This window comes from Nitrosomonas communis (genome assembly GCF_001007935.1).
GTDB lineage: Bacteria > Pseudomonadota > Gammaproteobacteria > Burkholderiales > Nitrosomonadaceae > Nitrosomonas > Nitrosomonas communis.
The window spans coordinates 3,596,317-3,611,211 of sequence record NZ_CP011451.1; the positions used below are offsets into that span (position 1 = coordinate 3,596,317).

Sequence of the window (14,895 nt, forward strand, 5' to 3'; positions counted from 1 at the left end):
TAATTAATTCATTAGCTGGTTGCTATCTCAAAACGAATCTATGGGGGCATCTTCAAACAACAATCCAAAAATCTCTCGCTACTTAAACACATCAATTTACATAAACTGGATATTTTGCGCACAGCATCTTTGCTTCTTGTGCCACACGATCCAGAACGGCTGCGTCATTCGGCGTATCCAATACATCCGCAACCAAATTGGCTAATTGCTCCGCCTCAATTTCTTTGAAGCCACGCGTTGTTATGGCGGGGGTTCCAATGCGAATACCGCTGGTGACAAAAGGCTTCTGAGGATCATTTGGAATAGCGTTCTTGTTAACTGTAATATGGGCGGTTTCCAAAACTGCTTCAGCTTCCTTACCTGTCAAATTTTTGGCGCGAAGATCTACCAAGAACATATGGCAATCCGTCTGTCCAGAAACGATACGCAAACCACGACTTTGTAATACCTTAGCCATCACGCGTGCGTTCTCGATAACTTGTTCCTGATAATCGCGGAATTCCTTAGTCGCAGCTTCTTTAAAAGCCACTGCCTTGGCTGCGATGACATGCATGAGTGGACCACCCTGAATTTGAGGAAAAACGGCCGAATTAAGCGATTTCTCATATTCCTGCTTGGCCATAATCACGCCACCTCGAGGGCCGCGAAGTGTCTTATGAGTCGTACTGGTCACAAAATCAGCAATTCCCACTGGATTAGGATAGAAGCCAGCCGCGATCAGTCCCGCATAGTGAGCCATATCGACAAATAAATAAGCGCCCACCTCATCAGCTATTTTACGAAAATGCTTCCAATTGATTATTCTTGCATATGAAGATGCGCCAGCAACGATCATCTTCGGCCGATGTTCATGCGCCAATCGTTCCACTTCCTGGTAGTTAATTTCTTCAGTTTCAGGCACTAGCCCATAAGTTACAGAATTGAAAATTTTACCACTTAGATTAACTGGAGCACCGTGAGTGAGATGCCCGCCATGTGCAAGAGACATTCCCAATAACGTATCACCAGGTTTTAGTGCAGATAAATATACTGCCGCATTAGCCTGAGAACCAGAATGAGGCTGTACATTGACATATTCAGCATTGAATAACGCTTTTAAACGATCAATAGCCAGCTGCTCCACTTTGTCAACATATGTGCAGCCTCCATAATAACGTTTGCCGGGATATCCCTCTGCATATTTATTAGTAAGAACTGATCCTTGCGCCTGGAGGACTGCGGGACTAGCATAATTCTCAGAAGCAATCAATTCAATATGATCTTCCTGTCGCTGTATTTCACCTTTAATTGCTTGCCACAAATCTGGATCGACACTTTCTATCGTTTTTTTATAGGAAAACATGACAGCATTTACTCTTTGAAAAATTGAGATATTTAAAAATAATGCATTCTACCATTTAGAATGGTAACAGCATATAAAGCGAAGCCAAACAAAGATAATGAGCATAAATTGAAGATATTTAACTTATTATGCTCATCAAGAAAAACTAGTAGAAAAGAAGACCATTCATTAGGTCTTGCGCACACTAGATAGTATTTGCAAATCTTCAAGCAAATACCTTAAAAAATAATCTGCAAATTAAATAAAAACTAACTTAATAGCAATGAGAAAAGTAAGTTAAATTTTTATCCCTTCTTTATCTACCCAAGATGAAATATTTTAACTGCTTTTATGAAGTGCTCCCATTCAAAGCGCGTCGACTTTATCATCTTCAAATTGAAGTATCACTTTTTCATCACTATTGATATCTACCGTTACTTTACCTCCATTACATAGCCGCCCAAAAAGCAATTCATCTGCTAACGCACTGCGTATCATATCCTGAATCAGGCGTGCCATGGGGCGTGCGCCCATCAGTGGATCAAAGCCATGCTCAGCCAGATAATTACGTAAATTATCAGTGAAGACGGCTTCTACTTTTTTCTCATGTAATTGCGCCTCAAGCTGCATTAAAAATTTATCCGTGACACGCAAAATGATTTCTTTACTCAGCGACGCAAAAGAAATGATCGCATCTAACCGGTTACGGAATTCAGGAGTAAACAGGCGTTTAATTTCAACCATTTCGTCACCTGTTCTAGCAGATTTGGCAAATCCGATTATCGACTTGGTCAGCGACTCAGCGCCTGCATTGGTAGTCATGATGATAATCACGTTGCGGAAATCTGCTTTACGCCCGTTATTATCTGTCAAGGTACCGTGATCCATCACTTGGAGCAGAACATTGAATATATCGGGATGCGCTTTCTCTATTTCATCAAGCAATAAAACTGAATGAGGTTGTTTAATAATCGTTTCTGTCAGCAACCCTCCTTGCTCAAAGCCAACATAACCAGGAGGGGCACCAATCACTCTCGAGACTGCGTGGCGCTCCATATACTCAGACATATCAAAACGATGCAATGGCACACCCAGGATATAAGCAAGCTGACGCGCCACTTCAGTTTTCCCTACCCCTGTTGGGCCAGAAAAAAGGAATGAACCGATAGGCTTTTGCGGATTTCCCAAGCCACTTCTAGTCATTTTTATCGCTGCTGTCAGCGCATCAATGGCTGCATCTTGTCCGAAAACGATAGATTTCAGATCACGGTCGAGCGTTTTCAGTTTGTTACGATCATCGGTTGAAATGCTTTGTGAAGGTATCCGGGCAATCTTTGCAATAATATCTTCGATCTCATGTTTACCGATAATTTTACGCTGCTTTGATTTTGGTAAAATCCGTTGCGCCGCACCCGCTTCGTCAATCACATCAATTGCTTTATCAGGCAAATGTCGATCACCTATGAAACGAGCTGATAATTCCGCCGCAGCTGTTAGCGCTCCTGCAGTGTATTTGACATTATGGTGCTTTTCATAACGAGATTTGAGACCGCGCAGAATAGCGACTGTCTCCTCGATACTGGGTTCAGAAACTTCAATTTTCTGAAAACGGCGGGATAATGCATGATCTTTTTCAAAAATTCCTCGATACTCATTATAAGTCGTCGCACCAATACACTTGAGTCGACCTGCACTTAACATGGGTTTTAGCAAATTAGAAGCATCTAATGTACCGCCAGAAGCCGCACCGGCACCGATTAAAGTATGGATTTCATCGATAAACAAAATAGCTTTTGGATTATCCACCAATTGTTTTAATACAGCCTTAAAACGCTGCTCAAAATCACCCCGGTACTTGGTACCTGCTAACAATGCACCCATATCCAGCGCGTACACTTGATGATAGGCCAATACCACTGGCACATCTCCTTCAGTAATTCTTCTAGCCAGCCCCTCTGCAATAGCTGTTTTACCCACACCCGCTTCGCCCACTAATAAAGGGTTGTTCTTTCTGCGACGACATAAAATCTGTATCACACGCTCAACTTCTTTTTCACGCCCGATCAGAGGATCAATCCGATTCGTCAGTGCTAAATTATTGAGATTAATAGTATAGCTTTCAAGTGTATTGGCTGAATTCTGTTGCTGCTCGTTATCACTTTCATCTTCAATCTTATGATCATTATTTTGTGACACTTTACAAATCTTATGCGAAATGTAGTTCACTACATCCAGCCGTGTTATACCCTTCTGCTGTAGAAAATAAACTGCGTGAGAATCTTTTTCTCCGAAAATTGCTACTAAAACATTAGCTCCGGTTACCTCTTTTTTCCCTGATGACTGAACATGCAATATTGCGCGTTGGATGACACGTTGAAATCCAAGGGTGGGTTGAGTATCGACTTCTCCATTGCCGCTTACAATAGGTGTATGACGATTAATATGATCCTGAAGCAAAGTTCGCAAATCTTCAATATCAATCGCGCAAGCAATTAACACTTCTGATGCACTTGGATTATCTAGCAAGGCAAGCAATAAATGTTCTACCGTAATGAATTCATGGCGCTTCTGGCGTGACTCTACAAATGCCATATGTAAACTTACTTCTAACTCTTGTGCGATCATGTTAGTTTTTCTCCATAATACACATTAATGGATGCTGATTCTGTCTAGAAAATTTATTTACCTGTTGAACTTTGGTCATCGCAATATCATTGGGATAAATACCGCAAATACCAACCCCTTCTGTATGAATCTTAAGCATAACTTGAGTTGCCTTTTCTTGACTCATAAAAAAGAATGTTTGCAATACCATTACTACAAAATCCATCGGAGTAAAATCATCATTTAATAACATAACTTTGTACAAGGGAGGTAATTTAATCTTACTTTTATTTTCCTCTAGCACTCCATTCTCACGATCTTCTGTTACCATGATTCACCTACTTAATTTAAAAAAGAAAAGCGCGAGCAAAAAAATCAAATAATTTTTTTCTTTCTTAGTTTTGTTTTTATCATATTTGACGATTCCTACAAAATTTTCAAGCGCAATAAACAAATCTTTTTATCTTTATCCAAAAGCAGCTCAAAATTTCACCCGATATCTTGACTTGAGTCAGAAATTTGCGTAAAAATGCAACTGGCGTTTGGCTTCAAGTTCTCTGCAGTACTGGTTAGAGCCGTTTGCGGTCTTGAAATTCAAATAGTATTAGGGTTTCCAGCCCAGTTTTTTTATAGGAAGTAAAAATGGCAACAGGTACAGTAAAATGGTTCAATGACTCCAAAGGGTTCGGTTTTATCACTCCTGATGATGGTAGCGAGGATTTATTTGCACATTTCTCCGCAATCAATATGACAGGTTTTAAAACCCTGAAGGAAGGCCAGAAAGTGAGCTTTGAAGTTACACAAGGACCCAAAGGGAAACAGGCTTCAAACATTCAGGCTGCCTAAGATATTGCAACATTCATAAATCATTGTGTCATTCATTTAAAGAAGTAATTAGCCGTACAAGAATCAGCTAATTGCTTTCAATTACCCTAACTACTCATCGCCATTATAAAACTGGCGATGAGTAGTTATACAGCAAATTAAATATGATTTGCTGTATCGTTCCACTCCTAGCCCATTCTTGCTATCATTGCATTTCCAAATCCAGAGCATGTGGCTTCAGTTGCGTCATGCATTTGTCTCGCAAAATCATAAGTTACCATTTTATCTTGGATAGTTTTTTCCATCGCTTTAATAATCATATCTGCAGCTTCATTCCAGCCGATATGTCTTAGCATCATTTCAGCTGAAAGAATAATTGATCCAGGGTTGACCTGATCCTTACCCGCATATTTAGGGGCAGTTCCATGCGTAGCCTCAAAGATCGCAACCGAATCACTTAGGTTTGCTCCTGGGGCAATGCCAATTCCCCCTACTTGTGCGGCTAAAGCATCTGAAATGTAATCACCATTTAAATTTAAAGTCGCAATCACATCATATTCATCAGGGCGCAATAAAATTTGCTGCAGGAAAGCATCGGCGATAACGTCTTTCACCACGATTCCTCCCTTATCCTCAGGTAATTTCATCCACGGCCCGCCATTTAACAATTCAGCACCGAATTCCTTCATGGCCACGTTATAGCCCCAATTCTTGAAAGCCCCTTCGGTAAATTTCATAATGTTACCCTTATGCACCAAAGTTACCGATTTTCGCTCATTATCGATCGCGTATTGTATTGCCTTCCGTACTAACCGTTCAGTTCCCTCTCTTGAGACAGGCTTGATACCAATACCAGAAGATTGAGGAAAACGAATACTCTTTACTTGCATTTCTTTAATCAAAAAATCGATCACTTTCTTTGCAGATGCTGATTCTGCTTCCCATTCTATTCCCGCATAAATATCTTCTGAATTTTCACGAAAAATGACCATATCGACTTTCTCAGGATTTTTTACCGGACTAGGTACACCCTCGAAATAACGAACAGGACGCAAGCAAATATATAAATCAAGCAACTGGCGTAATGCTACATTAATAGAGCGGATACCGCCGCTTACAGGCGTTGTCAAAGGTCCTTTGATAGAAACAACATATTCTCTCGCAGCCTGTAATGTTTCATCAGGTAACCAAATATTCTCACCATATAACTTGGTTGATTTCTCGCCAGCATACATCTCCATCCAGAAAATTTTGCGCTTATCGCCATATACCTTATACACTGCGGCATCCACAACTTTTATCATTACAGGCGTAATATCAATTCCTATCCCATCTCCCTCAATAAATGGAATAATTGGGTAATCTGGCACAGTCAGCGAGAGATCGCTATTGACAAGGATTTTTTCGCCATCAGGAGGCGCTTTGATATGCTGAAACATAAAATCTCCAGTAAAATAATAGTTTATAGAATATATTTTAATTTAATCTTGAATAATTGAATAAATCTATATCAACAAATATTGATTTAATTGCTATTGACTATTCATTCAATTGCTATCTGACCAGTCGTGCTAACCCGTAATATCATTTTGTCCCTGGACTGAATAACTTCAACTCTACGCAAGAAATTCTGCCCAAGCAGACCCACTTTTCCCTCCATACCTATGCCTACACTTAATCCCTTTACCAAAATACCACCTACCTTGATATCTTGTTCAGATACAATTTCACCCAGGAATTTACCGCTAGCGCTTGAAAAACTTGCTAGCCTACCATTTGGCAATTTTGCAGCACGTGCTAACTCATAGCTTATAGAAACGATACTTGCCCCGGTATCAACCATAAAATCAACAGGGTATCCATTGAGTTCCCCCCGAACATAATAATGCCCATCCCATGATCTGGGAATCACAACCTCATTGCCTACCAGGCTATCTGGGATAATAGCAATTTTGGGTTTTTGCCAATTCTCAAAAAATAAATAGGCAGCACTAAAAACGATTAACCAGATAATTAAAGCGGTAACATAACCCCATGGAATATAACTGCGCATTGTAAAATTATCTATTTCTTAGATGGAGGGATATAGCTCAGTCAAACAAAAAAATGGTAGAAAATCGTGTAGAAATTAAATACACCCATATTGTTAACTGGTATTTTATGGTTTCATTGATCAGAAATATTACATTTTAAATCAAATTTATTACTTTCTATTTAATTAAGCATTTGTCTTATCCGTTCTACTCTTGATTGTCATGATAAATGAATGGGCTAAATGATATGATTCAGGAGAATACGGATGGGTAATTAGTAAGCAACCTTTTATTGCTTGCTGAAAAATACGCTAAAATGTAGCTTTTGAACTTTTATCGGGAGCCTTTAATGTCAATGGCAGACCGCGATGGAGTAATCTGGTTCGATGGAAAAATGGTTCCTTGGCGAGATGCTACCACGCATGTACTTACTCACACTCTACATTATGGAATGGGCGTATTCGAAGGTCTACGTGCTTATCAAACAAGCAAGGGACCGGCCATTTTCCGTTTAGTTGAGCATACTGACCGCCTGTTTAATTCAGCGCATATCTTCAGAATGACTATTCCTTTTGATAAAGCCACACTGATGCAGGCGCAAAAGGAAGTAGTGAAACAGAACCATCTTGAATCTGGTTATATTCGCCCTATCGTCTTTTACGGCGCAGAAGCAATGGGATTATCTGCCAAAAATCTATCCGTCCATGTCGCAATTGCAGCTTGGCCATGGGGAACTTATTTAGGGCCAGATAGTTTAGAAAATGGTATTCGTGTTAAAACCTCCTCCTTTTGCCGTCATCATGTCAATATTAATATGTGTCGTGCAAAATCAGTCGCAACCTACACCAATTCTATCTTGGCGCACCAGGAAGTTGCGATGGATGGCTATCATGAGGCATTACTTCTTGATGTAGATGGGTATATTGCTGAGGGTTCGGGAGAAAATATTTTTATCATCAAACAGGGAAAGCTTTATACACCTGATTTGACCTCTTGCCTTGAAGGCATTACACGCAATTCAGTGATCGAGCTGGCACAAGAAATGAATATTCCTGTAATCGAAAAACGCATTACCAGAGATGAGGTTTATTGCGCAGATGAAGCTTTCTTTACAGGGACCGCAGCAGAAGTTACCCCAATTAGAGAGCTTGATAATCGTACCATTGGGAATGGCAAGCGCGGTCCAATTACTCAGCAGCTACAAGCTTTGTTTTTCGATTGTGTCAGTGGTAAAGCAACCCATCATACCGACTGGCTACACTATATTTAACCTAGTTTAATAGAGCCATCCATGAATACCATGAATAAACAACCCACTACCCTTAATCAGCGACAAATAGAAATCACTGAGGACGATTTACCTTTACATTGCCCTACACCATCAATGCGACTATGGAATGCTCATCCACGTGTATTCTTACCTATTGAAGCTACCGGTGAAGCGCTATGCCCTTATTGCGGTACGCGCTATATTTTGAAAGGTGGAGTAAAAGCAGCGCAGCATTAAATCAAATCATGAATCATATTTCCGATCAATTCATATCGAAATGCTGATATAAATTCCCAAAGATAATTTTATTCTGATAGAAATTTCTAAAGCATAGAATATCAAAGGTATCGTAGATATCGCGCTAATTAGCAGTATAGTTGAAATGACTGCTCACGCTATTTACTCTCAAGCGTATATGCGTAGACTAAATTTATGGTTTATGGTTGTAATAGAATGGAATTGCAGACTATTTAACCCTTCCCTTGTTCGAGTATTGGCAGCAGGGCTATAAAAGCAGCATTTAAGCTATGGAAACAAGGATAGTTCCCATGCTGATCCTCTTAATAAAGGCTGTGAAGTGATAACATTATTTTACGGAATAAATGAAACCTTATCACAATACTGCGGCTGGAAGAGCCTGAGCGAGGCTAATACTAAGGGAAGGTTTCTTCTCGCACACCTCGAAGCCACTAGTCCGGCTATCAGATTAATAAAGAAGTTAAATGAGCTAAAATGGTAAGAATGCTCCATTTGCAACGAGATATTGCTTTCAATTGATCGTTGACTGTTACAATGAGCGCGTGTTTACGCAATGAAAGTATATCAAACAGCGGCAACAGCTTGTTTTCATGTTCTCGGTGACGAGCTGTACGCCCGGTTGCCATAGTTGCTCAAAGAGCGCTTGGGGGAGGTAGCTCCCGGTCATTAAAAAATTTCCCAAATAAGGCGCGTGATAGCTTCAGCTCCGCATCACAGCCATCAGCCTTGCTTGCCATTATATTCATTCCCCGCAGTGCTTCTTGCTCATTGAGGGCTAAGTGTAGTTTGAACTCATGAACCCAACCCACACTGACCTTCCGCTGGTCAACAAACTCTACTATCGCGTTATGCGATTGGATACAGCGATGGTGAAATATAATGTGTTTATTCCATTTCTAGATCAAAACTGACTTTGTCGGCTTCGCCTTGCGTATTATTGATAGTGTTTGCGGCTCGCCTTCGCGTCATGTTTGATTTAGAAATGAAATTAGACACAACTCTTGTCGCTGCTGAAGTTACTTGAGCGGTAACTCTCCACCAAGCGCTGCTTCCACCGCGGATCAAATCCTTTACAAAAGTCGTCAATCGCACAAAAACTCGCTATAGTATCCATCTGAATCTGGCTTCGTCAGTAATGAAATTCTTTTACAAAATGGCTTCATCATAGAGAATTGAAGCTGCAATTGAAGCTCTTTTACAGCTTTTCTTATGTCGAACTCACATTAATTTTAAATAAATGAGAGCTTTTAACTCATTTAATAAATTTTTTTGCCGCACTTGTAGCTACTTGTAAACCATTGGTCATGAATTCGCTAACAAGAAAAACATTTCTTTTTGAACAGGCTATGAGAAAAACCTCTAGGTTATGCGCAACTCAATCAGATTAATTATCTCTGCAATAACACGCCGTCCTTCTAGTTAAACTTAATCAGTTTCTTCTGACAAGCAGTACGCTGCTAAAAAGTAGGGGAACTTGGTTTGCGAGTAATCATCAAATTGCCATGAAATTTTACTACCTGATCATAGTCATACCATTACTTTTCCCTGCACACATTTTCGCAGAAGATGATCTTCCGGATCTTGGTGATATATCACAAGCCACTATCACTCCTCGGCAAGAGCGACAGCTCGGTTTAGAGATTATGCGAAAAATTCGCGCAGACCCTAGCTATCTAAATGATGCCGAAATAGACGGCTATCTTAATAATTTAGGTAATAAGCTCATTTCTTCATCAAATGAAACAAAACCAGATCAATCATTTGAGTTTTTTGCACTCCAGGATCCATCCATCAATGCCTTTGCTTTACCAGGTGGATTTATGGGTTTCCATAGTGGACTGATTATCGCAGCACAAAGTGAATCTGAATTAGCGGGCGTTATGGCTCATGAAATTGCGCACGTCACTCAAAAGCATTTAGCAAGGATGATTTCTGGGCAGCAGCATATTGGACTCATTACGACTCTTGCTGCTCTCGCTCTCGCTATTCTTGCCTCTCGCTCCAATCCTCAAGCAGGGCAAGCCATACTCGCTACCGCACAGGCTGGAGCCATTCAATCCCAATTGAATTTTACACGTAATCATGAAAAGGAAGCTGATCGAATCGGTTTCAATATATTACATAAAGCAGGATTTGATCCTCATGGGATGTCAGCTTTTTTTGAGCGCTTACAGAATGCTGGGCGATATTATGAAAACGGTGCCCCATCTTATCTGAGAACCCACCCGCTCACTCATGAGCGTATAGCCGATATTGAGAATCGCACACGGGAATTTTCTTACCGACAAGTTCCCGACAGCCTTGATTTCCACTTGGTTCGAGCCAAGCTGAAGGCCATTCTGGGAAATTCTACTGATACCGTAAAGGAATTTGATGCCCGTATACAAGATAAGCGTTACGCAAATGAAATTGCAGAACGCTACGGTCTAATTTATGCTCTATTACGTGACAAGCAACCTAAGCGTGCAGATAAAGAATTAAACGAATTATATCGTATTATCTATTCTGATCATGCTGCCAGCTTACTTAAGAATCATCAATTGGGCAAGCCCATTCTAGTTGAAAGTGAATATTTACAGTCAGGAGCCATGATCGAAGTGCTTGCTGCACGAGTTAAACTAGCTAACAAACAAATTAAAGAGGCGCTTAAAATTTACCAAACTGCATTAAATGCCTATCCGCAAAATCGCGCACTTATTTATGATTATACATTAGCGTTACTAAACCACCAAAATGCTCAGGCTGCTCTTGAATTCCTCAATAAGCAGTCAAAAATGATTCCAGAAAACATTCACCTTCATCGGCTAGAAGCACAATGTTATTCTGCTCTAGGAAACCATATGCTCCAGCATCGCGCTCAGGCAGAAGTTTATATTCTAGAAGGAAAATATAAAGCTGCAATCGAGCAATTAGAGATTGCTTTACGTAAAGATAATAGTAATTTTTATCAATCATCCAGTATAGAAGCACGCTTGAGACAGCTTAAGGAATTCGTTGCTGCTAATGAAAAAAAGTAGTAACCTCGCTCCCTGCTTGCTAATACCTAAAATCAGCCACCACTGATGATAATCCTATTCCATCATTTCATTATGCAAATATGATTTGATTTGGTTCTCCCTAATGACTCATCTTAATCTTAAAAATAAGTTAATTGTTTTACTCATTCTTTTAGTAGCTGGTGCAATTTATGGCTATACCAATAAAAAGCTAGAATCAGAAAAAGATGAATATCGAACCAGAACTGTTGATCGTGGAGATATTGTTCAAGTGATTTCAGCTAATGGCACAGTGACACCTCTTGAGCTTGTCAATGTTGGAACACAAGTATCAGGCACTGTATCTAAAATATATGTCGATTTTAATGATCAGGTAAAAACAGGCCAAACATTGGCAGAACTTGATCCAGCCCTTCTCAAAGCTCAACTACAACAATCGGAGGCGAATCTTAAGAGCGCTCAGGCGACCTTAAAAAATGTCATAAGTAAAGTAACCCGTAGTCGCATTCTGTTAGAAAAAGGATTTATTTCCAATGAAGCATTAGACGAAATTGAACAACAACTCGATATTGCACAAGCCCAAGTAGCGATCAGCAAAGCTAACGTAGAACGTGATCGTGCCAATCTGAATTACAGTGTCATTCGATCACCGATCTCAGGAGTAGTAATCGCGCGTGATGTAAATGTGGGACAAACTGTTGCCGCTAGCTTCCAGACACCCATTCTGTTTCAGATCGCCCGCGATCTTCGACAAATGCAAATCAATATTAGTGTCGCTGAAGCCGACATAGGCCAGATATACACTGATCAGGAAATTTCTTTTACAGTAGATGCGTTTCCAGAACGAGAATTCACAGCTCATGTTAAACAAATACGATTGAATCCTGCAATTCAGGAAAATGTGGTTACCTATAACGTAGTGGCAATGGTGATCAATGATGATGGCACATTGTTGCCTGGCATGACAGCGAATGTTCGTTTCATCGTCCATCAAAAAAATGCTGCCCTTCGGGTGCCTAATGCCGCACTTCGTTATAAGCCAAAAAATGAAATACCCGCCTCCAACCTCTCCCCTTTGGCACGAGCGCGTCAACCCTTGCTATACCGCCTCAAAAATAACGCGCCTATACCCATAAATGTAGTAACCGGAATTACAGATGGAAATTTCACTGAAATTATTTCGGATGAGCTAACAGAAGGAGATGAGGTCATTATCAGCGATGCTACAAGCAAAAAGCAGAATGAAGCATCCATGAGCAATTTTAGATTCAGGATGTTCTAGTGACAAGTCAAGGCTGCACCCCAGATCAGCCATTGATTCGGGTGGAGAATCTATACAAAACTTACCAATTAGAGGGCCAAGCAAATCAGCCGATTTGCCATCAGGTGCTGTCTGATATCAATCTTGAAATCCACTCGGGAGAATTCATTGCTATCATGGGGCAATCCGGCTCAGGAAAATCTACCTTGATGAATATACTGGGTTGTCTTGATGCGCCTACAAGCGGCAATTATTGGTTGGGTGGCCGCAATGTTGCCTCCCTTTCCAACAATGAACTGGCACATGTACGAAATTGTAGTATAGGCTTCGTATTCCAGGGTTTTAATTTACTCAAGCGCATAACAGCACTGGATAATGTAGCGATACCATTACTGTATGCAGGTATGAACCGCAAAGAAAGCCGCAAACGCGCCTTAACCTTATTACAACAGACCGGTTTGGGCCAGTTTACATTACATTATCCCAATCAGCTTTCTGGAGGACAACAACAGCGTGTAGCCATCAGTCGAGCATTAATTAATCAACCACAGCTTATCCTGGCTGATGAACCAACTGGCAATCTTGATACACAAACCAGTCATGAAATCATGACATTATTCAAACAACTTAATGAGAATCAAGGCATATCTATTATTCTGGTAACGCATGAAGATGATATTGCCTCCTATGCAAACCGTCTCATTCGATTAAAAGATGGCCGCATTATCCAGGATAAAAAATAAATGCGGGATTTATTTATGAGTACCTCTAAAAATTCATATTTGCGAGCATCCGCTTTGCGGATGGCCTGCTTACCCCGTTTCGTCACCATACGTGGTTGTTCACAAAAAATGTTGTCTTACCTATCAATGACAGGCTGCGTCAACATTTTTTGTTCTTACCTTGTCTTGGCTAAAACTCTAATTTTTTAGAGGCACTCTTATGTTATTTCATGATAATAGAATTTCAACTTCCGCATGAACTTTCTGACTATTACCGGTGAAGCTTTCCATGCGCTGCGGGTCAATCGTTTGCGCACCGTGCTCACCATGCTTGGTATGATTATTGGAGTTGCGGCTGTGGTATTGATGTTATCAATCGGACAAGGAGCCCAAATCCATATTAATAACACAATTGCTTCTATGGGGAGCCATCTTTTGCTGGTACTACCAGGCGCAACCTCCTCAGGCGGATTACGATTTGGAAGTGGAACTGTTAAAACACTGACTGTGGGTGATGCCCAAGCTATAGCAGAATTATCTTCAATTGAAGCGGCTGCGCCCGTCATTTCTGGCATCGCTCAACTTAATCATGGTGCAAATAACTGGAGCACAACGATAACTGGTACAACCCCAGACTATTTTTCTGTTGGTAATTGGTCTATAGAGAGTGGTGCAATATTTTCAGAAGTAGACTTACGCTCTGCTACCCGTGTTGCTGTCCTGGGAAAGGTAACTGCTGAGAATTTATTCGGAAATGAAGATCCTACGGGAAAAATATTTCGTATCGCTAACAAACCATTTCTGGTAGTGGGTGTGCTTACAGCCAAAGGACAGAGCCTTAGTGGGCGAGACCAAGATGACAATGTACTTATACCCCTTACCACTGCTCAACGTCAAATTCTAGGCAACCAATTTCCTGGTTCAATTGGTCATATGCTAGTTCAAGGAAAATCCGCAGACAGGATGGAAGAAGCAGAATCGGAAATTACTCGCTTACTACGGCAACGCCATCGTATCTCTGACAGGAAGGAAAACGATTTTACTGTGCGAAACCTAACGGCCATAGCAAGTGTTGCAAGCACTACAGCAAAAGCAATGGCTTGGATGCTAGGGGCTATTGCCTCAATCTCACTGTTGGTTGGCGGTATTGGCATCATGAATATCATGCTGGTATCAGTTACGGAACGTACCCGCGAAATTGGCATTCGTATGGCGATAGGAGCTAGCCACCGCGCCATCCTCATGCAATTCTTATTGGAAGCTATGATAATTTGTATCCTAGGTGGCTTAACCGGTGCGATATTGGGAATTAGTGGCGCATGGATGATAAGTCAGATTGTAGATATGCCTATCGTCATTACCTTCAGCATGATTGGTTTGGCTTTTACCTTTGTAGCTATTATTGGCATATTCTTTGGTTTCTATCCTGCTAATAAAGCGGCTTCATTAAAGCCAGTGGAAGCGTTACGTTATGAGTAAAATTCTTGCCGTAAATTATCATGCCCTCAGCAAAGGATAGTAATTCCATTTCCAAATCAAAACTGATTTTGACGGCTTCACCTTGCTGTATTGTTTATACTGTTGCGACTCGCCTTCGCGTCATTT

General features: G+C 40.7%; 14 protein-coding genes. 7 read left to right on the forward strand and 7 right to left on the reverse strand.

Going from position 1 to position 14,895, the window contains the following annotated elements:
- Positions 1-91: 91 nt before the first annotated feature.
- The 3 genes from glyA to clpS all read right to left on the reverse strand — a co-directional run bounded on the left by glyA (position 92) and on the right by clpS (position 4,256).
- Entirely contained in the window at positions 92-1,342 is a 1,251-nt protein-coding gene (glyA, locus tag AAW31_RS16175) for a serine hydroxymethyltransferase (protein ID WP_046851025.1), read from the reverse strand.
- A 345-nt stretch (positions 1,343-1,687) separates the two neighbouring features.
- The gene (gene clpA, locus AAW31_RS16180) at positions 1,688-3,946 is read right to left on the reverse strand and encodes an ATP-dependent Clp protease ATP-binding subunit ClpA (protein WP_046851026.1); all 2,259 of its coding nucleotides are present in this window, start codon (positions 3,944-3,946) and stop codon (positions 1,688-1,690) included.
- A 1-nt stretch (position 3,947) separates the two neighbouring features.
- Positions 3,948-4,256: an ATP-dependent Clp protease adapter ClpS gene (clpS, locus tag AAW31_RS16185; RefSeq protein ID WP_046851027.1), complete on the reverse strand. Its 309-nt coding sequence runs from the start codon at positions 4,254-4,256 to the stop codon at positions 3,948-3,950.
- Between the two features lie 311 nt (positions 4,257-4,567).
- Here clpS and AAW31_RS16190 point away from each other — a divergent pair, with 311 nt between their 5' ends.
- Entirely contained in the window at positions 4,568-4,771 is a 204-nt protein-coding gene (locus tag AAW31_RS16190; RefSeq protein WP_046851028.1) for a cold-shock protein, read from the forward strand.
- Between the two features lie 167 nt (positions 4,772-4,938).
- Here the strand turns inward: AAW31_RS16190 and icd are convergent, their stop codons facing one another.
- Positions 4,939-6,189: an NADP-dependent isocitrate dehydrogenase gene (gene icd / locus AAW31_RS16195; protein WP_046851029.1), complete on the reverse strand. Its 1,251-nt coding sequence runs from the start codon at positions 6,187-6,189 to the stop codon at positions 4,939-4,941.
- A gap of 104 nt (positions 6,190-6,293) precedes the next feature.
- Entirely contained in the window at positions 6,294-6,803 is a 510-nt protein-coding gene (locus AAW31_RS16200) for a retropepsin-like aspartic protease family protein (protein ID WP_046851030.1), read from the reverse strand.
- Positions 6,804-7,132: 329 nt separating this feature from the next.
- On the opposite strand from AAW31_RS16200, the gene AAW31_RS16205 reads away from it, so the two are divergent.
- Both AAW31_RS16205 and AAW31_RS16210 read left to right on the forward strand, forming a co-directional pair.
- Positions 7,133-8,053 carry a branched-chain amino acid transaminase gene (locus AAW31_RS16205; protein ID WP_046851031.1) on the forward strand — a complete coding sequence of 307 codons (921 nt, stop codon included), beginning with the start codon at positions 7,133-7,135 and terminating at the stop codon, positions 8,051-8,053.
- A gap of 30 nt (positions 8,054-8,083) precedes the next feature.
- Positions 8,084-8,290, forward strand: coding sequence for a zinc-finger domain-containing protein (locus AAW31_RS16210; protein ID WP_046851887.1), 207 nt, complete (start codon positions 8,084-8,086; stop codon positions 8,288-8,290).
- A 464-nt stretch (positions 8,291-8,754) separates the two neighbouring features.
- Here AAW31_RS16210 and AAW31_RS19225 read toward each other — a convergent pair whose 3' ends face one another.
- Both AAW31_RS19225 and AAW31_RS20200 read right to left on the reverse strand, forming a co-directional pair.
- Positions 8,755-8,937 (reverse strand): hypothetical protein, encoded by a 183-nt coding sequence (locus tag AAW31_RS19225; protein ID WP_052752314.1) that lies wholly within the window; start codon positions 8,935-8,937, stop codon positions 8,755-8,757.
- 6 nt (positions 8,938-8,943) lie between these two features.
- Positions 8,944-9,192, reverse strand: coding sequence for a transposase (locus tag AAW31_RS20200; RefSeq protein ID WP_082110503.1), 249 nt, complete (start codon positions 9,190-9,192; stop codon positions 8,944-8,946).
- 621 nt (positions 9,193-9,813) lie between these two features.
- Here AAW31_RS20200 and AAW31_RS16220 point away from each other — a divergent pair.
- The 4 genes from AAW31_RS16220 to AAW31_RS16235 all read left to right on the forward strand — a co-directional run bounded on the left by AAW31_RS16220 (position 9,814) and on the right by AAW31_RS16235 (position 14,769).
- Positions 9,814-11,328 carry a beta-barrel assembly-enhancing protease gene (locus AAW31_RS16220; protein ID WP_046851032.1) on the forward strand — a complete coding sequence of 505 codons (1,515 nt, stop codon included), beginning with the start codon at positions 9,814-9,816 and terminating at the stop codon, positions 11,326-11,328.
- 103 nt (positions 11,329-11,431) lie between these two features.
- The gene (locus AAW31_RS16225) at positions 11,432-12,589 is read left to right on the forward strand and encodes an efflux RND transporter periplasmic adaptor subunit (RefSeq protein ID WP_046851033.1); all 1,158 of its coding nucleotides are present in this window, start codon (positions 11,432-11,434) and stop codon (positions 12,587-12,589) included.
- A complete protein-coding gene (locus AAW31_RS16230; RefSeq protein ID WP_046851034.1) occupies positions 12,589-13,311 on the forward strand; it encodes an ABC transporter ATP-binding protein in 723 nt (240 codons plus the stop codon). The genes AAW31_RS16225 and AAW31_RS16230 overlap by 1 nt, the downstream gene beginning before the upstream one ends.
- A gap of 234 nt (positions 13,312-13,545) precedes the next feature.
- On the forward strand, positions 13,546-14,769 hold the full coding sequence (locus tag AAW31_RS16235; protein WP_046851035.1) for an ABC transporter permease: 1,224 nt from the start codon (positions 13,546-13,548) through the stop codon (positions 14,767-14,769).
- Positions 14,770-14,895 lie beyond the last annotated feature (126 nt).